At 67.9% G+C, this 21,747-nt stretch carries 20 protein-coding genes; 13 read left to right on the forward strand and 7 right to left on the reverse strand.

Annotated features, from left to right (window positions below; translation table 11 throughout):
• Positions 1-7 precede the first annotated feature (7 nt).
• Genes BST44_RS11060 through BST44_RS11070 form a run of 3 tightly spaced genes read left to right on the forward strand, consistent with a single transcriptional unit; the run spans position 8 to position 1,763 of the window.
• Positions 8-1,228: a zinc-dependent alcohol dehydrogenase gene (locus BST44_RS11060; RefSeq protein ID WP_083177156.1), complete on the forward strand. Its 1,221-nt coding sequence runs from the start codon at positions 8-10 to the stop codon at positions 1,226-1,228.
• Positions 1,225-1,467: a DUF6480 family protein gene (locus BST44_RS11065; RefSeq protein WP_083177157.1), complete on the forward strand. Its 243-nt coding sequence runs from the start codon at positions 1,225-1,227 to the stop codon at positions 1,465-1,467. The genes BST44_RS11060 and BST44_RS11065 overlap by 4 nt, the downstream gene beginning before the upstream one ends.
• A 44-nt stretch (positions 1,468-1,511) precedes the next feature.
• The gene (locus tag BST44_RS11070) at positions 1,512-1,763 is read left to right on the forward strand and encodes a hypothetical protein (protein WP_083177158.1); all 252 of its coding nucleotides are present in this window, start codon (positions 1,512-1,514) and stop codon (positions 1,761-1,763) included.
• Positions 1,764-1,784: 21 nt separating this feature from the next.
• On the opposite strand, the gene BST44_RS11075 is transcribed toward BST44_RS11070, so the two are convergent.
• The 3 genes from BST44_RS11075 to BST44_RS29520 form a co-directional block, all read right to left on the reverse strand.
• A complete protein-coding gene (locus BST44_RS11075; RefSeq protein WP_083177159.1) occupies positions 1,785-2,627 on the reverse strand; it encodes an MOSC domain-containing protein in 843 nt (280 codons plus the stop codon).
• Between the two features lie 62 nt (positions 2,628-2,689).
• Positions 2,690-2,971 (reverse strand): DUF732 domain-containing protein, encoded by a 282-nt coding sequence (locus tag BST44_RS11080; RefSeq protein ID WP_083177160.1) that lies wholly within the window; start codon positions 2,969-2,971, stop codon positions 2,690-2,692.
• Positions 2,972-3,208: 237 nt separating this feature from the next.
• Positions 3,209-3,457, reverse strand: a complete 249-nt coding sequence (locus BST44_RS29520) for a hypothetical protein (RefSeq protein WP_142274453.1) — start codon at positions 3,455-3,457, stop codon at positions 3,209-3,211.
• A 499-nt stretch (positions 3,458-3,956) separates the two neighbouring features.
• On the opposite strand from BST44_RS29520, the gene BST44_RS11085 reads away from it, so the two are divergent.
• From BST44_RS11085 to BST44_RS11100, 4 genes are all read left to right on the forward strand, one after another.
• Complete coding sequence (locus BST44_RS11085) at positions 3,957-5,372, forward strand: PPE family protein, SVP subgroup (RefSeq protein WP_083177161.1); 1,416 nt, start codon at positions 3,957-3,959, stop codon at positions 5,370-5,372.
• Positions 5,373-5,419: 47 nt separating this feature from the next.
• Positions 5,420-6,802: a PPE family protein gene (locus BST44_RS11090; RefSeq protein WP_083177162.1), complete on the forward strand. Its 1,383-nt coding sequence runs from the start codon at positions 5,420-5,422 to the stop codon at positions 6,800-6,802.
• A 79-nt stretch (positions 6,803-6,881) separates the two neighbouring features.
• The gene (locus BST44_RS11095) at positions 6,882-8,054 is read left to right on the forward strand and encodes a glycosyltransferase (protein ID WP_083177163.1); all 1,173 of its coding nucleotides are present in this window, start codon (positions 6,882-6,884) and stop codon (positions 8,052-8,054) included.
• A gap of 51 nt (positions 8,055-8,105) precedes the next feature.
• Complete coding sequence (locus BST44_RS11100) at positions 8,106-9,149, forward strand: class I SAM-dependent methyltransferase (protein WP_083177164.1); 1,044 nt, start codon at positions 8,106-8,108, stop codon at positions 9,147-9,149.
• A gap of 16 nt (positions 9,150-9,165) precedes the next feature.
• Here the strand turns inward: BST44_RS11100 and BST44_RS11105 are convergent, their stop codons facing one another.
• A complete protein-coding gene (locus tag BST44_RS11105; protein WP_167380189.1) occupies positions 9,166-10,680 on the reverse strand; it encodes an FAD-dependent oxidoreductase in 1,515 nt (504 codons plus the stop codon).
• A 59-nt stretch (positions 10,681-10,739) separates the two neighbouring features.
• Positions 10,740-11,570: a hypothetical protein gene (locus BST44_RS11110; RefSeq protein WP_083177166.1), complete on the reverse strand. Its 831-nt coding sequence runs from the start codon at positions 11,568-11,570 to the stop codon at positions 10,740-10,742.
• Positions 11,571-11,694: 124 nt separating this feature from the next.
• On the opposite strand from BST44_RS11110, the gene BST44_RS11115 reads away from it, so the two are divergent.
• The 3 genes from BST44_RS11115 to katG all read left to right on the forward strand — a co-directional run bounded on the left by BST44_RS11115 (position 11,695) and on the right by katG (position 15,780).
• On the forward strand, positions 11,695-12,981 hold the full coding sequence (locus BST44_RS11115; RefSeq protein ID WP_083177167.1) for a L,D-transpeptidase: 1,287 nt from the start codon (positions 11,695-11,697) through the stop codon (positions 12,979-12,981).
• Positions 12,982-13,065: 84 nt separating this feature from the next.
• Positions 13,066-13,506: a Fur family transcriptional regulator gene (locus BST44_RS11120; protein ID WP_167380190.1), complete on the forward strand. Its 441-nt coding sequence runs from the start codon at positions 13,066-13,068 to the stop codon at positions 13,504-13,506.
• A gap of 33 nt (positions 13,507-13,539) precedes the next feature.
• A complete protein-coding gene (gene katG / locus BST44_RS11125) occupies positions 13,540-15,780 on the forward strand; it encodes a catalase/peroxidase HPI (RefSeq protein WP_083177168.1) in 2,241 nt (746 codons plus the stop codon).
• A 179-nt stretch (positions 15,781-15,959) separates the two neighbouring features.
• Here the strand turns inward: katG and BST44_RS11130 are convergent, their stop codons facing one another.
• Complete coding sequence (locus BST44_RS11130; protein WP_439330711.1) at positions 15,960-16,619, reverse strand: DUF1906 domain-containing protein; 660 nt, start codon at positions 16,617-16,619, stop codon at positions 15,960-15,962.
• A 123-nt stretch (positions 16,620-16,742) separates the two neighbouring features.
• Complete coding sequence (locus BST44_RS11135) at positions 16,743-18,296, reverse strand: GMC family oxidoreductase (RefSeq protein WP_083177170.1); 1,554 nt, start codon at positions 18,294-18,296, stop codon at positions 16,743-16,745.
• A gap of 291 nt (positions 18,297-18,587) precedes the next feature.
• Between BST44_RS11135 and manT the strand changes: the two genes are divergently transcribed.
• From manT to mmpH, 3 genes are read left to right on the forward strand one after another with little or no spacing between them, the layout of a single operon-like run.
• Positions 18,588-19,853, forward strand: coding sequence for an MMP alpha-(1->4)-mannosyltransferase (manT, locus tag BST44_RS11140; RefSeq protein WP_083177171.1), 1,266 nt, complete (start codon positions 18,588-18,590; stop codon positions 19,851-19,853).
• The gene (locus tag BST44_RS11145) at positions 19,847-20,605 is read left to right on the forward strand and encodes a class I SAM-dependent methyltransferase (protein ID WP_083177172.1); all 759 of its coding nucleotides are present in this window, start codon (positions 19,847-19,849) and stop codon (positions 20,603-20,605) included. Before manT ends, BST44_RS11145 begins: the two co-directional genes overlap by 7 nt.
• Complete coding sequence (gene mmpH / locus BST44_RS11150; RefSeq protein ID WP_083177173.1) at positions 20,592-21,668, forward strand: MMP endo-(1,4)-3-O-methyl-alpha-D-mannosidase; 1,077 nt, start codon at positions 20,592-20,594, stop codon at positions 21,666-21,668. Before BST44_RS11145 ends, mmpH begins: the two co-directional genes overlap by 14 nt.
• Positions 21,669-21,747 lie beyond the last annotated feature (79 nt).

The raw sequence follows: 21,747 nt of genomic DNA on the forward strand, positions 1-21,747 counted from the left end.
GCGAGGCATGCGCGCGCTGTGCTGGAACGGGGTCAACGACCTGTCGGTGGAGACCGTCGACGACCCGAAAATACTGAATCCCCACGACGCGATCGTCGAAGTCCGACTCACCACCACCTGCGGGTCGGATCTGCATTTCATCGACGGCTACCTGCCGGGGATGCGCGAAGGTGACGTCTTCGGCCACGAATTCATGGGCGTCGTCGTGGAGACGGGTTCCGAGGTGCGGGAAACCCAGGTGCGCGACCGGGTGGTGGTGCCGTCATTCATCGCCTGCAACCAGTGCTGGTATTGCGAGCACGAAATGTATTCCTGCTGTGACACCACCAATCCCAACGCCGAACTGCAGCAGCCCCTGCTCGGCTACCCCTCGGGGGGAATCTACGGCTACACCCACCCGTTCGGCGGCTACGCGGGCTCGCACGCCCAATACGTCCGGGTGCCGTTCGCCGACGCGAATTGTTTTGCCATTCCGGGTGACATCAGCGACGAGCAGGCGCTCTTCCTGTCGGACGCGGTGCCCACCGGTTTCATGGGCGCCGATTTCTGCGATATCGCCGGCGGGGACACGGTGGCAGTCTGGGGTGCCGGCGGCGTGGGTCTGATGGCCGCCCGCAGCGCCTTGCTGCTCGGCGCCGAACGCGCGATTGTCATCGACCGTATTCCGGAGCGTCTGGCCCTGGCGCACGGCGAATTCGGGCTGGAGACGATCGACTACGCCGCGGTCGACAGCGTCCACGAGACGCTGCGCGAGATGACCGGCGGCCGCGGGCCGGACGCCTGCATCGACGCCGTCGGAATGGAGGGCCACGGCACCGGCCTACAGCAGCTCTACGACCGCGCCAAGCAGTTCCTGCGAATGGAAACCGACCGCGCCACCGCGCTGCGTCAGGCAATCCTGGCGTGCCGCAAGGGCGGGGTGGTGTCGGTGCTCGGCGTATACGGGCTGACCGACAAGTTCCCGACCGGGGTGCTGACGAACAAAGGGCTGACCCTGAAGACCGCTCAGCAGCACGGTCAGCGGTACATGTCGCGGTTGTTCGACTACGTCGAGCAGGGGGATCTGAACCCCGCCAAGCTCATCACCCACGACCTGTCGCTCGAGGAAGGCGTGCTCGCTTACGACCTGTTCAAGAACAAGAAAGACGATTGCGTCCGGGTGGCGATACGGCCCGGCGCGAAAGCCGGCGCCTCGCACGCCGGGCGCCCTGGAGAGGACCAACGATGACCGACCGTCCGCCAAACCCCGATCCGGTTCTGACGCCCGGGCTGGAGCCGGGTGGCGGCGTGTCGCCGGGGGCCACGCCTCCTGCCGCGCCGCAAACCTCGGGCGTGGCCGAGCATCAACCGCCTGCGACCCGGCGGTTCACCCCGAGCTCGGTGCTCACCGTGATCGGCGTCTGCATCTTCGCCGTGGTGTTCCTCGCGGTCGCGGTGCTGCTCGTGATGAAAATGGTTGGGGCTTAACGTGAAATGTTTCGTGCGATGCGCGCCGGCGCGTGGGGGCGGCCATGACCGTAAGCGCTGACGACGTCCGGCGCCTGCTGGACTCGCAAGACGAACAGTCCGTCCTGGTCGCGATCGAGGGCCGCATCGACGTCGCCTCGCCGGCGGAGTTGGATACAGCGGCTTACCGTGGCGCCCTGCAGCTCGCGACCCGCGGGGAGGTGCTGGCGCGGGCCGGAGGCGCGCAGCTCTCCGAACGCGAGCTGGCGGAGCAGGCCGAGGAACTCGACACGGCGCTTCGCAACCTGGGTGCCTGACCTGCGCGCAGGCAGGGCTGATCATCCGATGGTGACGCGGTCACCGATGCGGATCACCCCCGCCGCCACCACTGCGAGGTAAGCTCCCGCGCACGGCTGGGCGCCGTGGCCTCCTGTGTCCCAACGGTTCTCGGTCGCGGGTGTACGCAACGCCTGTGGAGCGCGCGGCAGCTTGCCGTGCTCGAGTGTCGGCACGACGCACCGTGAGGTGGCCGTCAGCACGCGCAGCCGCGCAGTACCGATAGCGAAATCCCGACCGACCCAGTCGTTTTCGGCGTACGGCGGGAAGTCCGCTGGCGTGGCGATCACCACGTTGGGCCGGTATCGCAACGCCTCGACGCCGATGTGCTCCAACGTGGCGGTGGTGATCGCGTGCAGCGGGGCTTCGTCGGTGAACGCGTCGCCCGGGGTCGTCTGGGCGATCTGCAGAATGCGCCCGCCGACCTCGGCGTCCAGGCCCAGCTCGAGCAACTTCTCCGGGTCCGGGCGTACCAACGTGGCGCCCTCGGGGCGCTGGGCGATCAAGCGGACCGGCCGCCCCAACAGCCGTGACAGCTCGGCGTCGATGCCAGGGTCGTCGGCCGCCACTATGGTTCCGTCGGGCAGGCCGATGCTCACCCGGCCGGCGTCCGCGGTGGCGGTGCACTTCAGCAGGCCCCGCCACAATCGGGCGTTCTTGGCGCTGGCCACGTGCCCGGTGTCCGCGTCGAGCAGCGCCAGCCGGCGGTCCCCTTCGGCGCCGTGCTCGTCGACGAAGATGGCCGCGACCGCTTCGCCGAGCATCGACTTCACCGGGTAGCGCAGCAGGCTGTGCACCCACATGCCCCCCGCGACCAGGCCTGACGAGGCCGTCGAATCCTGCATTGCCAATCCCTACCCGGCGAGACCGCACAAACTGTCCCGCTCAGGGTATGCGGGAGGGGCGATCAGCCCGGGCAGTAGGTCGATTCGGCCGCACTCACCCAGCCGGTCATGTCCGCAAAGGTGAAGCCCTTCGCGCTCATGTTGGAGTGCAGGTCCGTGGCGATCGCGTCGGGCGTCTTGCCGGCCATTCGGTCGGCGCAGACCGCGTGCCCCATCGCGATCATGTCGGAATCGCTCGACGAAGGCCACGTGAATCCGAGGTTGTGCAGTTTCGCGATGTATGCGTCGTCCGTGCTGTCGGCCGATGCGACCGCGGCGCTTGCGGTAAGGGCAGCGCCAACCATGACGGGAATTGTCAGTCTGGCCAGCCAGCGCGGTGGAAGAATTTCGTGCCCTTCTTTTGTTGTCGGTGTCTAGGTGCGGTCAGTATATGAGTGGGAAGCTGCCGCAATTATTAAATGTAGGAAAATTGCCACTCCAGCCCGGGAGCAAAGTGATCGGTCGCTGCCGGGGGTTCAGATTGGCTCCTCGCCGGCGGCGCCGATGCGGACGAAGTCGGTGCTGAAGCGGCCGCACGCTGTTCAGCGTGCCGGCGAAGCTGACCGTAACGCGCGCGGGCGCGCAAATACCAGGTTCTCGGCTTTCGGGATATCGACGATCACTAGCCAATGGCGATGAAGAAGCGACCCGCCCGCCAATTCAACGATTCGCCCGTTTTCGCAGAAATGACGCATCATCACACAAAATTCGTGCGCAACAATTGCCTCTGACATTGGTCGATCTTGGACATCTTTGGCGCCCATGGGGTCGGTGGCACCGGCCACCGCCATCGCACTGCTGGTGTCAGTGCCGCTAGCCCGCTCGTGCGGCAGCAATCTGGCGCCGGCCGCGAGTCCCCGGACGTGGGAAACAGGTGCCTGGTGCCACAACTTCCTCGCTGTGGTCCCTTGGTTTAGCATTGCGACCCTTGGGAATCGACTCCGGATCGCCAGACGCTGCCCAGGGCTGCATAATGGCCTAAGGGAGGGGGTAAGGGCTTTGCGCTGGTGGGCAGCGTATTTGCGCCGATCTTTCCAGAACCGGTCGGGGCATCCCGTGTATCACGTAAGAAGCGCCGCAGCGTTTTCGGCGCGATTCCCCGGCGGCAAACCGGGTCGAGTCAGCAACGGGAAGGGATGTGATCATCCGGTGCGTGCAGCAAATGCGTTAAGCCCATTTCGAGTGCTCGGCGGCGCCGGCTGTGAGATCCGATGTGCCGTGTTCACATGCGTCCGCCGGGACGCGTCCACCGCCATGGTTTTTCGGCTCAACCTCAGTTAAGGGACCGACATGGATTTCGCGATCTTCCCCCCGGAGGTCAACTCCGGCCGGATGTATGTCGGCGCCGGATCGGAACCGATGGTGGCCGCGGCAGAGGCCTGGGAGGGGTTGGCGGCTGAGCTGCATACTGCCGCCAATGCGTATCAGTCGGTGATATCAGGTCTCACTGCCGGCCCGTGGCTGGGTCCGTCGTCCGCGTCGATGGCGGCTGCGGCCGCGTCCTTCGTCAGTTGGCTCAGCGGCGCCGCTACGCAGGCAGAGGAAACCGCTATGCGGGCCAGGGCCGCGGTGGCGGCCTACGACGAAGCGTTCGCAAATACTGTTCCGCCGCAATTGGTCGCCGCGAACCGCGCTCTGTTCGCAAGGTTGGTGGCGAACAACCTGTTCGGACAGAACACCTCCGCGATCGCGACCACCGAGACGCAGTACGTCGAGATGTGGGCCCAAGACGCCGCAGCGATGTACGGATACGCGGGTGCGTCGGCAGCCGCGACGACATTGACACCGTTCGTCGCCGCGCAACAGAACACCGACCCGAGCGGGCCTGCGGGCCAAACGGCCGCCGTCACCCAGGCCGCCGGCACCTCGGTCGGCGAGGCGCAAAACGCCGTTTCGTCGCTCCAGCAGAGCTTCTCCGCGGTGCCCAACGCGTTGCAGGGTCTCGCGGTCGCAGCCCCTACCGCCACGAGCCAGCTGAATACATTGGCCGACCTGGTCTCCATCTTCGTCGACCTGCCGGCCGGGCTTGCGAGCATTTTCGTCGACGTCCCGCTGAGCACCCTTGGCCTGGTGGCTCTTCCCTTCGACATCGGCGGCTACTACACCGGTGTTCACACCGATGACATCGTCAGTGGCTGGAACGGAGAAGAGAGTTGGCCCGGCAGCGGGCCGGCGCCCGTCAAACCCTTCCCCGCGCCGCTGTTGAATCTGCGCCCCGGCGCGATCCCGCCGTCGACGGTTTCCGCCGGTGTCGGCGAGGCCAACACGGTCGGGACCTTGTCGGTGCCGGCGACGTGGACCATCGCCACGCCGTTGGTACGTCCCGTCTCCTACACTTTGCCCGCGTTGCCCGCCTCACCCGCCGGTGTGGTCGAGGAAGGGGCCGCACCGGGCTCGAGCACCTTCGGCCAGATGGCATTGGCGGGCCTGGCCGGGCGAGCCATCGCAGGGACCATGGGCGCCGGTGGTGGCGGTAAAGGTGGCGGTAAAGGGGCCGGAGCCGAACGCGTGCCGGCCCCCGCGGGTGAGGCCAACACCGCGCCGGGCGCGGCGGAGGACGGTGAAGCCGCAGCGCCGGAAACCCCGCCTCGGGCGGTGGTGACGGGAGTGGCAGCCGAGCTGCGCGAATTCGCAAAGCTGCGCGACGAGGGAATTCTGACCGAGGAAGAGTACACCGAGCAGAAGAACCGACTGCTCGGTCGCTGAGCCGCCGTTCGCCTACATCGCGATTATCCGAAAAGGGATGCGCCGCAATGGATTTTGGGATGTTTCCGCCGGAGTTCAACTCCGGTCGGATGTATGCCGGTCCGGGTGCGGCGCCGTTGTCGGCGGCGGCACAGGCGTGGGCGCAATTGGCCGACGAACTCTACACAGCGGCCGGCAGGTTTGGATCGGTGGTGGCGGAGTTGACCGCCGGACCGTGGTCGGGCCCCACGTCGGCGTCGATGGCGGCTGCGGCGGCGCCCTATATGGAATGGCTCAGCGGCACTGCTGCGCTGGCGGCGGAGACCGCCGCCAGCGCGACATCCGCGGTCGCCGCCTACGACGCGGCGTTCGCGGCCACGGTCCCGCCACCGATCATCGCGGCCAACCGCAGCCTGCTGGCGGCGTTGGTGGCGACCAACTTCTTCGGACAGAACACTGCGGCGATCGCCGCCACCGAGGCGGAGTACGCCGAAATGTGGGCCCAGGACGCCGCGGCGATGTACACCTACGCCGGTTCCTCGGCGGCCGCGACCGCGTTGACGCCGTTGACTTCGCCAGGGCAGAACACCGATCCGGCCGGCCCGGCCCGCCAGGCAGCTGCGGTCAGCCAGGCGGTCAGCGCACCGGCCGGCGATGCACTAGGCGTCGTGTCCGACGTCGGCCACACATTCTCCGCGGTGCCCGCCGCGCTCCAAAGCCTGGCGACCGCGGCGCCGGCAGCCGCGTCGGACCCACTTTCGACGTTGGCCGACCTGGTCACGATCTTCGTCAGCGCGCCGTCCAGCGTGCTCACTTTCGGGGTAATCCTCCCGCTCGTGGTCATCGCCGGCCCGGTCGATCTTCCCATCGCCGCCCTCGGCACACTCATCGGTTTCCACACCGACGACATCGTCAGCGGGTGGAACGGCGAAGAGGTTTGGCCGGGGTACGGGCCCGCGCCCGTCTGGAATTTTCCGGCGACCCTGACGAACCTGAGCCCGGGTGCGGTGCCAACGATGTCGGCGGGTCTGGCCGGGGCCAAGGCAGTCGGGGGATTGTCCGTGCCGCAGGCTTGGGCCGTCGCCGCGTCGGAGCTGCGGCCTGCCGCGTTGGTGTCGCCGCTCACCAGCATCGACAGCGCCGTGGCGGCGCCCCTGGAAGTCGGCTCGAGCGACATGCTTGGTGACATGGGAGTGGCGGGCATGGCCGGGCGCGCTATGGCCGGGGCCCCAAGCGGCGGCGACGATGGCGGCAAGGTGACCGGCCAGCGCATGGTTGCTCGCTTCGGCGGCGCGGTGCCCGGCAGCGATGGCCAGGCACCGCCCGTCAAGCCCCGGGTGGTGGTGACCGGAGTCGCCGCCAGGATCCGCGAGATCACCAAACTCCGCGACGAGGGACACTTGAACACCGAGGAATACCAGAAGCTGAAGAACGAGCTACTCGGGCGTTGAAGCTATTCACCCTCGGGCAGGCCAGCAGTCGCCAGGGGTCTGTAGCATGACCGCGACTGATGACTGTGAGGTCTCACCGATGAGAATTGTGCTGGCAAGCTACGGGAGCCGGGGCGACGTCGAGCCGTGCGCCGCCGTCGGTCGCGAGCTGCTCCGCCGGGGACACGACGTGCTCATGGCGGTCCCGCCCGACAGGATCGGCTTCGTCGAATCGGCCGGGCTGACCGCCGTTGCTTATGGACCGGACACCCGAGAGCAGATCACCGCGGCCACGGACTTCGTTCAGCGCGTCCAGGATCCGATCAGCGCGCTGCCGAAAGTCATGGAGCGTGTCACGAAGGTATGGGCGGAGAAGGGTACGGCACTGGCGTCGTTGGCCGAGGGGGCCGACCTGCTGGTCGCCGGGATGAACGAGCAGCGGCTCGCCGCCAATGTCGCCGAGCTCCACACCATGCCGTTCGCGGCGCTGCACTTCTTCCCCGCGCGGGCGCTCGAGCTCGGCGGGTTCCAGGAGCCCGTCACGACGGTGGCCGAGGGCGCGCAACGCGAAGCGCTCGGCTTACCCGAAGCCGCCCGATCGCCGGCCCGACAGGCGCTGGAGATCCAGGCCTACGAGGAGTTCTGCCTGCCCGACCTGAGGGCCGAGTGGGGCGAATCGGCGCATCGGCGGCCGTTCGTCGGGTCGCTGACGCTGGAAATGGCGACCGACTCCGATGACGAGGTGCTGTCGTGGATCGCCGACGGACCGCCGCCGATCTACTTCGGCTTCGGCAGCACGCCGGTCAGCTCGCCGCCCGAGACGGTCGCGGTGATCACCGCGGCGTGCGAGCAGGTGGGCGAACGGGCGTTGATCTGCAGCGGGCCAAATGATTTCACCCACCTCGAGCCGGCGGCCCACACCAAAATCGTGGACGCGGTCAACCACGCGGCCGTCTTTCCGGCATGCCGCGCGATCGTGCACCACGGGGGCGCCGGCACCACGGCCGCGGGCATGCGCGCCGGCGTACCCATGTTGGTGCTCTGGCTCTGGCTCGACCAGCCGATGTGGGCGTCCGCAGTCAGCCGGTTGGAGGTGGGGATCGCCAGGCCCTTCGCGGAATCGACCTACGATTCATTGGTCGCCGACCTGCGTTCCCTACTCGCCGTGGATCACGTCGCGCGCGCCCGCGAGGTGGCCGCACAGATGACCAAGCCGGCCGAAAGCGTCACCCTGGCCGCCGACCTCTTGGAAGGCGCGGCGCGCGCGGGCTGATCCCCTCGCCGTTCAGTGGTGCAAACCGGCCGGGTCGTGTAGAAGGTTCTGGTGCAAGATCCGCCGCCAAGCTCGTTCGACCCGTCGATGCTGCACGAAGCGATGATCAGGCGGTTGTATCGCCGGTCGGTGGCCGAGGGCCAGATCAGGGTGCCGGCGGTACCCGGTTTGATCGACGAATACGTCCAGATCTGCGGCAACATCTGCGCAACCCTGGGCGTCTGGCACACGCCCGAACAGTCTTCTCAGCTCAGGACCGTTTTGGAGGCCGAGCTGGCCAAGGGGTTCAAGGCCTCCCCCCGTTCGGACATCGTCATCTCGTTCCACGCACCCTTCGGGACCGGAGTGAACTTTCGCGTGCAAGCCGAATGGCGGACGCTCGAGGCCGATTACGACGAATGGGTGGCGGTGCGTCCACCGCCGTTGTTCGGCACCGAGCCCGACGCGCGGGTGTTGGCGCTGGCCGCCGAGGCCGCCGATCCGGCGACCTACCGCGTGCTGGATGTCGGAGCGGGAACCGGGCGCAACGCCCTCGCGCTGGCCCGCCGGGGCCACCCGGTGGACGCGGTCGAAATGGCGGCGAAGCTCGCTGACGTCATGCGCTCGGAGGCGCAGAGTGAATCCCTTGGCGTGCAAGTGATCCAGAGCGATGTCTTCACCGCGATGGAAGGCGTCCATGGGGAATACCAGCTGATGGTGCTCGCCGAGGTGGTGCCCGACTTCCGGACGACCCACGAGTTGCGCGGCCTGTTCGAACTCGCCGCCGACTGCCTGGCTCCGGGCGGGCGTTTGGTGTTCAACACCTTCCTGCCCCGCGAGGGCTACGTTCCGGATGCCGCGGCGCTGGAAATCGGTCAGCAGTGCAACACCATGATCTTCACCCGCGACGAGATGGCCGGCGCGACGGCCGGGCTTCCCCTCGAACTGGCCGCGGACGATTCCGCCTGCGAGTACGAGAAGGCCCACCTGCCCGACGGCAGCTGGCCGCCCACGGGCTGGTTCGAGGGATGGGCCAACGGTCTGGATGTGTTCGACGTCGAGCCCGGGGATTCGCCGATCGAGTTGCGCTGGCTCGTCTACCGCAAGGCGGACTGAGCGCTCCGCCCCGGCCTCAGGCCGTCAAATCGCGGGTAGCCGGCCCCTCGAGGAGTGTGCCGTCCGGGGCGAACCGCGACCCGTGCAGCGGGCATTCCCACGCCTCGTCGGCGTCGTTCCAGTTCACGATCCCTCCGAGGTGCGGGCACACCGGCGACACCCGATATTCGGTGCCATCGGGGCCACCGACGCGGCAGCGGGCCTCGAGATGCCACGGCGGGCCGCTCACCACGCCGCCCTCGTCCGCGCCGGGGCTGCGGCGACCGGTGCGCAGCAGTGGGGTGAGCCAGCCCTTCGCCAGATCGAAGCCCACCTCGAGGTTGGCCTGCAGAGCCGTCGGCAGGCCCGACAGCTCGTGCGGGCTCCAGCTGGCGAACGCCCTGGCCCAGTCCATTCGCCCACCAAGGATGCGGCTCGACAAGGCCAACGCCGCGGCGGCGCCGTTCGTCATCCCCCACTTGTTGAATCCCGTTGCCACAAAGATGGTTTCGGTGCCCGGCAGAATGGGTCCGACGTAGGGCAGCTGGTCGATGGGCGTGTAATCCTGCGCCGACCAGAAGTGGGTCTGCTCGGCACCCGGATAGTGCTCGCGGGCCCACGACGCGAGTTCCTCGAGGGCCTTCGACGGGCTCTTCTTGCGGCCCACGGTGTGGCCCGCCCCGCCGACGATCAGCCGCTCGCCGTCCGCGACGGGCGCATAGCGCACTGAACGGGTGGGCGAGTCGGTGGAGATCATCATCGGCCGGGTGATGTCGCCGGGGACCTTGAACGCCAGGCAGTAGGACCGGCTCGGCTTCACGCGGGCGAAATAGCCGCCGCGGTCCAGGATGGGGATGCCGGTCGCGAGAACCAGCTGCGCGGCTTCGAGCTCGACGTCGCGCTGGTCGGCGTCGTTGACGTGCACCCGCACTCGGTCGCCGCGGGTGGACACCCGCCGGACCCGGGTGTGCTCGACGAGCCGGCCGCCGCGGCCGATCAGCTCCTTGGCCAGCGCGTCCAGGAACGGCATGGGATCGAACTGCGCCTGATCGGGCAGCCGCACCCCGCCGTGGTACGGGAACGGCACGTCGGCGTCGTCGTCCCAGACTGCGGGCAACCCGACCGCCTGGCACGCCTTCAACTCCAGGCGGGCGGACGGCACGCCCTTGGCGGATTGGGCGTAGGTGTAGGCGTCCTCGCGCTGGACCGAGATGTCATGGGACCGGCAGTAATCGATCACCCAGTCCTGGCCCTCCCGGTTGCCGTCCAGGTAGGCGCGGGCAAGTTCCCTGCCGTGCCGGGGCAGGATCTTCGAGAGGTGGGTGCCCTGCAGCAGACTGATCTTGGCGGTGGTGTTCCCGGTGGCGCACGCCCCGGCGGTGCGCGCCTCGAGCACCAGCACACTCTTGCCGGCGCGAGCCAGCAGCACCGCGGTCATCAGCCCGGTGATGCCGGCGCCCACCACGATGACATCCGCGGATCGGGGGCCGTCGTCAAGCTTGCTTGCGGCCCAAGGTTGTTCGGCCCGCTCGGCCAACCATAAAGACGTCACGCGTGGGCTGATACCCGGGTTTGCCCCGGGGAAACCCCGCCGCGGCCCGCCGGCCGGCGTCACGCGCGCCTCAGCTGCGCTTTCGCCTCCTTGACCGATTCCCCGGCGGCGCGGGCGGCTTGCTTGGCCCGGTCGTAATCGGCTTCGGCGCGTTCGAGTTCGCCCTCGGCGGTGCGCAGCGCCGCGAGCGCCTCGTCGCGCCTCAGCCGTGCCGCGGTGCGCTGCGCTCGGCGCTCCGAGAGAGCGGCGTCAGCGTCGGCCTTGTGGCGTTCGGCGGCCGTCAATGTCGCGGTCAGCTTCTCGCGCCGTCGCTGCGCCGCGGCGTCCCGTGCGGTCTCCTTCCGAGGCTGCGCCCGCGTCGGCGTCGACCGCCCTTTCAGCTTTCCGGTCGCCTTTACGGTCCCGGCGGTGGTCACCGGTGCGGTGGCGCCGACGTCGCCGAACCCCGACCACTGCTCGGGACGGGCCAGCCGGCCGAGCCGCTCCCTGACCTCCGGGTCGGCGACGGCCGCCTGCAGCGTGCTGGTGATGTCGTCGCGCACCGCGGAGGACGGGTTGTCGACTCCGGCCGCTTCCAGCGCCGCCCGCGTGGATTCGACGATCAGCCGATGCTGCTCGGCCGACAGGTCCCGGATGAGGGCGCCGTCCATCTCGGCATGTGCGGCGCGCAACCGGTCCCCCAGTTCCGCCAGGCGGTGTTTGGTGTCGGTGTCGCGCAGTGCGAGCCGGTTCACGATCCACGCCGCCGTGGTCGGCTTGTTCGCCGCGGAAATCCGCTTGGCGCCGGCGTCGTCCCCGCGGCGCCGGGCCGCGGCGGCCAGTTTGGTGCGCTCCGCGGTGAAATCCTTGGGTGGCGCCCAGTAGAGACTGTCGAGCTCGTCGCCGGTCATGACGCCATCATCCCCGCGCCCGCCGGTTTAGAAACCCCACGTCCGTGGCATCTGATGTGCAACATCGTCGCGCTGGGCAGCGACTTCGACCAACCCCAACACAACGCAAGGATCCGACAGCTCAATGATGTCCAAGACCAGTGACGGGCCGCTTCGCCGGATCCTCGGGGATCGCAAATCCCGCCGATTGCTGGTGGCCGTGTCGGCGATCGTCGCAGTCGTGGGCGCCGTCGCGATCGCGGCATCGCTTGATTGCTTCGGCGGCGGCTGCGGTCGCCACGGCGCCTCATCGAAAGCGCCGGGTCCGGCACAAGTCACGATCACGCCCGGCCCCGACGCCCGTGACGTCGACCCGGTCGCACACGTGGTGGTCAAGGCCGACGCCGGGACGCTGACCGACGTCCAGATGGTCAACGAGACCGGCAAGTCGGTGCAGGGCGTCATGACGCCGGACAACACCGTCTGGAAGCCCACCGTCCCCCTGGGCTACGGCCGCACCTATACCCTGACGGTCATTAGCCGGGGCTCCAATGGCGTTGATTCGAAACAAGTTTCGTCGTTCTCCACGCTCAGACCGTCGAACCAGACCAAGGTCTCGTTCACCACCACGTCGGAGGCCGGACTCAAGGATGGCGGCACGTACGGCGTCGGGACGGTGGTCGTGGCCCACTTCGACGAGCAGATCGCGAACCGGGCCGAAGCCGAGCGGCACCTGGCGGTGACCACCGACCCAAGGGTCCAGGGTTCCTGGTACTGGGTAAACGACCAAACCGCCCACTGGCGGCCGGAGCACTACTACGCACCGGGCACGACCGTTACCGCAGAGGCCAAGATCTACGGGATCGCCTTGGGCGATGGGCTGTTCGGACAGGACGACACCAAGGTGTCGTTCCGAATCGGTGACGCGCACGTATCCATCGCCGACGACGCCACCAAACAAGTCAGCGTCTTCAACAACGGAGCGCTGGTCCGCACGATGCCCACCTCGATGGGGATGGGCGGCACCGAAAACGTCGGCGGCAAGAGCATCTCGCTGTGGACGCCGTCGGGCGTCTACACCGTGCTCGACAAGGGCAACCCGGTCGTCATGGACTCCTCGACGTTCGGGCTGCCCAAGAACTCCCGGCTGGGCTACCGCGAGACGATCAACTACGCCACCCGGATCAGCACCGACGGCATCTACCTGCACGAGCTCGACGCCACGGTGTGGGCCCAGGGTCACCGGGACACTTCGCACGGATGCCTGAACCTCAACGCGGACAACGCGAAATGGTTCTACGACTTCTCGGTGCCCGGTGACGTGGTCGAGGTCCGCAACAGCGGCGGTCCGCCCCTGACGCTGGCGCAGAACGGCGACTGGACGATCAGTTGGGACGACTGGCGCAAAGGCAGCGCACTGAAGCCCACGTGACGCAGCTCATTCGACACCCACAGTTGTGCGCTATTTCACAGTAAAGTCTTGACTCGTTCCAGATAAGTGCGTCATATTGGTGCGGTGTCGTCGACGGCCGATTACCCGGAACGATTGCGGATGGCCGACCTGCGCGTGACCCGCCCCAGGATTGCGGTGCTGGAGGCGGTGGACGCCCACCCGCACGCCGACACCGAGACCATCTTTTCGGCGGTCCGCGAAGGCCTGCCCGACGTGTCCCGCCAGGCCGTATACGACGTCCTCAACGCGCTGAGCACGGTGGGTTTGGTCCGCCGGATCCAGCCTTCCGGGTCGGTCGCCCGCTACGAGTCGCGGGTCGGCGACAACCACCACCACGTGGTGTGCCGGTCCTGCGGCGTCATCGCCGACATCGACTGCGCGGTCGGTGCCGCGCCGTGCCTCACCCCATCTGACGAGAACGAAGTTCTCGACGGTTTCGTCCTGGACGAGGCCGAGGTCATCTATTGGGGCGTGTGCCCCGACTGTTCGACCGCAGGTTCCTAGCTCGCAGCCCATCACCCCTAAGAAAGGAATGCTGTGTCCAGCGATATCTCCCAGAGCCGGCCGCCCCACGAGGACAGCAAGACGGCCAGCACCAGCGAGAGCGAAAATCCCGCAATCCCCTCCCCCAAGCCGAAATCCAATGCACCCCTGACCAACCGGGACTGGTGGCCGGACCAGGTCGACCCGTCGATGCTGCAGCCACACAACCCGCGGTCCAACCCGCTCGGCGATGACTTCGACTACGCCACCGAGTTCGCCAAGCTCGACGTCGAGGCGCTCAAGGCCGACGTGATGTCGGTGATGACCAACTCCCAGGACTGGTGGCCCGCCGACTACGGCACCTACGGCGGGCTGTTCATCCGGATGAGCTGGCATTCGGCCGGCACCTACCGCATTCACGACGGGCGCGGCGGCGGCGGCCAGGGCATGCAGCGCTTCGCCCCGATCAACAGCTGGCCGGACAACGTCAGCCTGGACAAGGCCCGCCGGCTGCTGTGGCCCGTCAAGAAGAAGTACGGCAACAAGATCTCCTGGGCGGACCTGATCATCTTCGCCGGTAACTGCGCGCTGGAATCGTTCGGGTTCAAGACCTTCGGCTTCGCCTTCGGCCGCGAAGACGTCTGGGAGCCCGAGGAGATCCTCTGGGGCGAGGAGGACGAATGGCTGGGCACCAACAAGCGTTACTCCGGTAAGCGCGACCTGGCCGAGCCGTACGGCGCGACCACCATGGGTCTCATCTACGTCAATCCGGAAGGCCCAGAGGGCAAGCCGGATCCCGTCGCCGCCGCGATCGACATCCGCGAGACGTTCGGTCGCATGGCGATGAACGACGAGGAGACCGCCGCGCTCATCGTCGGCGGGCACAGCTTCGGCAAGACGCACGGCGCCGGCAGCGGCGACTTGGTCGGCCCGGAGCCGGAGGCCGCCCCGATCGAGCAACAGGGGCTGGGCTGGAAGAGCTCGTACGGGACGGGTGTGGGCAAGGACGCCATCACCAGCGGGCTGGAGGTGGTCTGGACGCCCACCCCGACCACGTGGGACAACACCTTCCTGGAGACCCTGTACGGGTACGAGTGGGAGCTCCAGAAGAGCCCCGGCGACGCCTGGCAGTTCGTCGCCAAGGACGGCGCCGGAGCGGGCACCATCCCCGACCCGTTCGGCGGCCCGGGTCGCGCGCCGACGATGCTGGTCACCGACATCTCGATGCGTGAGTCCCCGATCTACCGCGACATCACGCGGCGTTGGCTGGACCACCCCGAAGAGCTGACCGAGGCGTTCGCCAAGGCCTGGTACAAGCTGCTGCACCGCGACATGGGGCCGATCAGCCGCTACCTCGGGCCGTGGATCCCCGAGCCGCAGCTGTGGCAGGACCCGGTACCGGACGTCGACCACGAGCTGGTCGACGAGAACGACGTCGCGGCGCTGAAGAGCAAAGTTCTCGGGTCCGGCCTGTCGGTTCCCCAGCTGGTCAAGACCGCGTGGTCCGCGGCCAGCAGCTACCGCAACACCGACAAGCGCGGTGGCGCCAACGGCGGACGGCTGCGGCTGGAGCCGCAACGGAACTGGGAGTGCAACGAGCCCTCCGAGCTCGACAAGGTGTTGCCCGTGCTGGAGAAGATCCAGCAGGACTTCAACGGCTCGGCATCGGGCGGCAAGAAGATCTCGCTGGCCGACCTGATCGTGCTGGCGGGTTCCGCGGCGGTCGAGAAGGCGGCGAAGGACGCCGGCTACGAGATCTCCGTGCACTTCGCGCCCGGGCGCACCGACGCTTCCCAGGAGAACACCGACGTGGAGTCGTTCGCGGTGCTCGAACCGCGGGCCGACGGCTTCCGCAACTACGTGCGACCCGGCGAGAAGGCCCCACTCGAGCACCTGCTGATCGAGCGGGCGTATCTGCTCGGCGTGACCGCCCCGGAGATGACGGTGCTCGTCGGCGGCTTGCGTGCCCTCGGTGCCAATCACGGTGGCTCGAAGCACGGGGTGTTCACCGACCGGCCCGGCGCGTTGACCAACGACTTCTTCGTCAACCTGGTGGACATGGACAACGCGTGGAAGACGTCCGAGTCGGCGGAGAACGTCTACGAGGTCGTCGACCGTGCCTCGGGCGCGGTCAAGTGGACCGCGACCGCGAATGACCTTGTCTTCGGGTCGAACTCGGTGCTGCGCGCGCTGTCCGAGGTCTACGCCCAGGATGACAACCAGGGGAAGTTCGTGGAGGACTTCGTCGCGGCCTGGGTCAAGGTCATGAACAGCGACCGGTTCGATCTCAAGTAACTGCCGGATACCAAGCGGCGCCCCGTGGGCCTTCGGCTCGCGGGGCGCCGTGCGTCAGGGCGTCCGGGCAGCGCGGGGTCCAGGTCGTTTCGCGACACATAACCTACGTAGACGACACGCCGCAAACGGTCGCACTGGTTTATGTCTCGTGAGCCGGGCGGGCGCGGGCACGCGGGCGGTCAGCGCGCGAAGTCCCACTGGCCGTAGTCGGGGGCGAGGACGTCATCGATGTCGACGTTGATCCCGCCCAGCAGCGGGCTGGGGTTGTTCGGGCTGTTGACCACGGCCTGATAGAGCACCGCCGCAGGCTCGCGATCACCGTGTGACCAAGACTTCGTCTGCCACGCCCACCGGTGGCCCGGGCTGCTCGAGTTTCCGATGACGCCGTCGCGGATCGCCCAGCCGCAGGCCTGGGCGTGGCCATAGATTCCGGTCCGGCCCACTCCCAGCACCGAGTTGATGCCCCGAAACCATTGCACGCCAGAGGTATTCCAGAAGTTCTGGTCGATGTCGTCGTCGATGCTGAAGAAGATCGGCGCCGAACCCGGTCCCCCTGCCGCGGAGTGCAGCCGCTGCGCCGTCTGGGCGTCGGCGACCCCGCCGTCGTAGCCGCGGGTGGAGTCCGACGGATCGGGCCAGCCGGGCTTGCCGTACTGGAAGTTGCTGACGATCTGAAGACCGGCGGCGCGCAGCGCGTCCGCGTACTCGCGCGTGATGGGCTTCGCCTCGAAGTTCGCGCCCGGACGCGACTCGGACACGTAGTTGACCACCCCGGCGTAGCCGGCCCCTTTGATCTCGTCCGGTGCGATGCGCCGCTCGGCGAAATCGATCAGCCGCATGTCGGCGGCCCGCGCCTCGTTGCCGGGCGCGGCCGTCGCGCCCAGGCCCAAGAGAACCGGTGCGGCGAATTTGAGGAGGTCGCGCCGTGAGACCGATCGCACCGCGCGATGGTAACAAAGAGCTCAGAACCGGTGCTCGGCCTTGATGAAGTGGGCGGCGCGCTCTCCGATCACCACACAGGGCGCCATGGTGTTGCCGCTCGTGATTCGCGGCATGACGGATGCGTCGGCGACGCGCAGGTTCTCGATGCCGTACACCTTCAGGCGTCCGTCGACCACCGCCATGGGATCACGGCCCATCTTCGCCGTCCCCGATTCGTGCCAGTAGGTGGTGACGGCATAGCGCAGATAATCGTCGAGTTCGGCGCCCGAGAGGTCGCCCGGCATGACTTCGCGTGCGACGAAGGGGCGCAATTGAGCGGAATTGCCGATTTCACGCAGCGTTTCGACGCAGGCGATCGCGGTCTTGAGGTCGTCGGGATTCGACAGCGCGTTCGCTTCGATGCGAATCGGATCGGCCGCGTTCGCGCCCGACAACCGCAGGCGTCCGCGGCTCGCGGGGTGCGTAGGGGCCCCGAACAGGATCCAACTGTTCGCCGGCAGGCCGTATCTCGCGGCGTTTTCCGGGGTGGCCTTCGGGAAGGGGCCCAGGCAGGCGAAGAGATCGGGGCCCTGAACGTCGGCTGCCCCCGAGTCCCAGAACATCGTCGCCCCAACCTGGGTGTCGACGTGCACCGTCTCCGGGAACTCCCACACGCAGTCGAACCCGAAATGATCCTGAAAATTGCGGCCGACCCCGGGCAAATGCCGGCGGACCGCAATCCCGACGCGCCGCAGTTCCTCCTCGTCGCCCAGGCCGGACTGCATCAGGACCTTGGGGGTGTGTATCGCGCCGAGTGACAATACGACCTCCGCCTCGGCGGCCACCTGATGAACCGCGCCCTCGTGCACGACTTCGACGCCCGCTGCCCGGTCGCCGTGGAAGACCACGCGGGTCACCAGCGCGTGCGGCAACACGGTGAGGTTCGGCCGACCGAGTAGCGGGCCGGCGTAGGTGCGGAACACGGACTCGCGCCTGCCGTTGCGGCGGCGCAGGTCGGCGATCGCGGCGCCGCGCGCATTTTCCATCAAGCGGCCGTTCGGACTCTGGTAGGTGGGGATGCCCTGAGCCCGCGCCGCGCCCAGCACCGCCGGCGCGAGCGGATGCAGGTCGGAAGCCGGCGCGACGAACACCGGCCCGCCCCTGCCCCGATGATCCGGCTCGCCGGTGCCCTGCCAGTCCTCTAGTTGCCGATACAGCTCCAAGACCTGGTCGTACGCCCAGGCCGGCTCGCCGGACTCGGCGGCGAAGTAGTCCCAGTCGCCGCGATGTCCACGCGACCAGACCATCAAATTGATGCTGGACCCGCCGCCCAGCACTTTGCCCATCGAGAACGGTATGGAGCGCCCGTGCAGCCGCGGATCGGGTTCGGCCGCGAAACCCCAGTCGCGCTCACTTCCCAGATTGGCGGGCCATCGGCTCGCCTCCATCACTGCGGGCAGATCGTCGGAGCCGCCGGCTTCCAGCAGCAGCACCTTCACGTCGGGGTTCTCAGCCAGCCGTGCGGCGATCACCGACCCGGACGACCCGGCGCCACACACGATGACGTCGTAGCGCGGTTTCAATTCAGCACCCACGAGCGCTCCTCACTTCCCGGCTGGGTATAGCGGCATATACCTGGATGCACGCGCGGGCGAGCCGAACGGTTCAAGCCCTCTCGGGGCCGGGTGGCATGATCCTTGGGTGCCGGATTTCCGTGAGACCGTCTACGCGGGAACCGGTGATGTTCGAGCTCGTTGCGCTCGATTAGGCGATCGAACTATAGTCTGGACACATGTCCAGTTTGCTGTCACGGAGTTCGGGAGCCCGTTGACCGCGATGGATTCGGCGCTATTCCGCGGTCGTTCACCAGCAAAGAAGAGTTGAGTATGCGAATTGCCCTGCTGTCCTACCGTAGTAAGACCCATTGCGGCGGACAGGGCGTCTACGTGCGCCATCTCAGCCACGGTCTGGTCGAGCTCGGTCATGACGTCGAGGTGTTCTCCGGCCAGCCCTATCCCGACCTGCTCGACCCGCGGGTGCGGCTGACCAAGGTGCCGAGCCTCGACCTCTACCGCGAGCCGGACCCGTTCCGCGTGCCGCGACCCAGTGAGATCCGCGACTCGATCGACGTCTTGGAACTGCTCACCACGTGGACCGCTGGCTTCCCGGAGCCGCGGACGTTCACGCTGCGCGCCGCCCGCTTACTGGCCGAGCGGATGGGCGACTTCGACGTCGTCCACGACAACCAGAGCCTGGGCACCGGACTGCTCACGATCGCCGGCGCGGGACTGCCGGTGGTGGCCACCGTGCACCATCCGATCACCCGCGACCGGGTGCTGGATCTGGCCGCCGCGCGATGGTGGCGAAAGCCGTTGGTGCAGCGCTGGTATGGATTCCTGGCGATGCAGCAGCAGGTGGCGCGCCAGATCCCCGACCTGCTGACGGTCTCGTCGTCGTCGGCCGCGGACATCGTCGACGACTTCGGCGTGGCGCCCGACCAGCTGCACGTGGTGCCGTTGGGCGTGAACACCGAGCTGTTCAAGCCGGGATCGCTTCCCCGCCAACCCGGCCGGGTCATCGCGATCGCGAGTGCCGACACCCCGCTGAAGGGCGTGCGCACCCTGCTTCAGGCGGTCGCCCGGCTGCGCACGAGCAGGGATCTCGAGTTGCGGCTCGTCGCCAAGGTGGAACCCAACGGCCCCACCCATAAACTCATCGCCGAGCTCGGCATCTCCGACATCGTGCACATCACCAGCGGGCTTTCCGACGCCGAGCTGGCCGCGCTGTTCGCCTCGGCCGAAGTCGCCTGCATTCCGTCGCTCTACGAAGGGTTTTCGCTGCCCGCGGTGGAGGGCATGGCCAGCGGCACGCCGATCGTGGCGAGTCGCGTGGGTGCGCTCCCCGAAGTCCTTGGTGCCGATGGCGCATGCGCCGAGCTGGTACCGCCCGCCGACGTCGACGCGCTGACTCGCGCCCTCGGTGACCTGCTCGACTCCCCGGAGAAGCGACGGAGGATGGGCAAAGCGGGACGAATCCGCGCGGTCAACGTTTTCAGCTGGGAAGCCGTGGCCGCGCAAACCGTGCGCGTCTACGAGCGGGCGATCGCGCGCCAGGCCGCCTCGGCCGCCGCCGAAGGCGAAGTGCAATGCTGACGGTCGATTTCGGCCGGCTCGGGGTCGGGCCGGCCACCAAGGTGATCGACGTGGGGTGTGGCGCCGGCCGGCACGCATTCGAAGCGTATCGCCGCGGCGCCGACGTGGTGGCGTTCGACCGCGATGCGGACGAATTGCGTGCGGTGGACACCATCCTGCGGGCGATGGCCGAGACGGGCGAGGCGCCCGCCGGGGCGTCGGCGACGGTGGTGCTCGGCGACGCGCTCCAATTGCCTTATGCCGACGAGACGTTCGACTGCGTGATCGCGTCCGAGATCCTCGAGCACATCCCGCACGACGACGCGGCCATCGCCGAACTGGTCAGGGTACTCAAGGTCGGCGGGACCCTGGCGGTCAGCGTTCCCCGGTGGCTTCCGGAGCGGGTGTGCTGGCTGCTCTCCGACGAGTACCACAGCAACGAGGGCGGGCACGTCCGCATCTACCGGGCCAGCGAACTGCGCGCGAAGATCCTCGACGGCGGGATGGAATTGACGCATACCCACCACGCTCACGCATTGCACTCCCCGTTCTGGTGGCTGAAATGCGCGGTGGGCGTGTCGAACACCGATCACCGTGCGGTGACCGCCTACCACAAGCTGCTGGTCTGGGATTTGATGCGACGACCGAAAGTGACGCAGCTGGCGGAATCGGTGCTCAATCCGCTGGTCGGCAAGAGCGTGGCGATGTATTTCGTCAAACAGCCGGCGGTCGAACGGCAAGCGACCGTGGGGTACTCAGTTGCGTCGGTCTAACCCGCCATCGGTCCCGGGCGTCCTTAGCCCCGAGCAATGCCGTCAAACCGCGCAATCTATCGCAGCCACACAGGAACCCTCGGGAGCCATTCCGTGGTCTGAGGGCGGCCACACCGATCCGTGGGATCACGTGGAGTGCGCGATGGCGCTCACCACCGCCGGACTGCTGGAACCGGCGCGCGCCGCGTTCGACTGGAGCCGCCGCACCCAACGCCCCGACGGTTCGTGGCCCATCCAGCTCCGCGCGGGGGTGGTCGAAGACGCCAACAGCGACAGCAACTTCTGCGCCTACATCGCTACCGGCGTATGGCACCACGTGCTCGTCACCGGCGACCGGCGCTTCGCCGCACGGATGTGGCCGGTGGTGCACAAGGCGATCGACTTCGTCATCGATCTGCAGGTCGGCTATGGCGAGATCTGCTGGGCGCGAAGCGAAGCCGGTCCCCTACCCGAAGCGCTGCTGACCGGCTGTGCGAGCGTGTTCCACAGCATTCGGTGCGCCTTGGCGCTCGCCGCGCTGGTCGACGAGCAGCAGCCCGAATGGGAACTGGCGCTGGGCCGGCTCGGGCACGCCATCGCCGCCCATCCCGAGGCGTTCACCGAGAAAGACCGCTACTCGATGGACTGGTACTACCCCATCCTCGGCACCGCCCTGCGCGGGCCCGAGGCGGCTGCGCGGATCAAACGGCGCTGGGACGACTTCGTGGTCGGCGGCCTGGGCATCCGCTGTGTGGCCGACCGGCCGTGGGTGACGGGCGCCGAGACATGTGAACTGGTGATGGCGCTCGATGCCATCGGCGAGCGCGCGGACGCCCACCGACAGTTCGGCGCGATGCAGCATTTGCGTGAGGCCGACGGCTCGTACTGGACGGGGCTGGTGTTCGCGGACGGAAAACGGTGGCCCGAGGAGCGCACCACGTGGACGGGCGCGGCGATGATCCTCGCCGCGGACGCGCTGTCGAACACCACTGCCGGGGCCGGGATTTTCCGCGGCGACGGACTGCCGATGGGCCTGCAGACCGACTTCGACTGCGAATGCGTCACCGCCGGTCCCGGTTGGTGAGCGACGTACGGTGCCGCCTCGGCGCCTGAGAGGTATGGGACCTCGGGGCATTGGTGCGGCGCCGAGTCAGATCGGACTG

It is taken from the genome of Mycobacterium scrofulaceum (assembly GCF_002086735.1).
GTDB lineage: Bacteria > Actinomycetota > Actinomycetes > Mycobacteriales > Mycobacteriaceae > Mycobacterium > Mycobacterium scrofulaceum.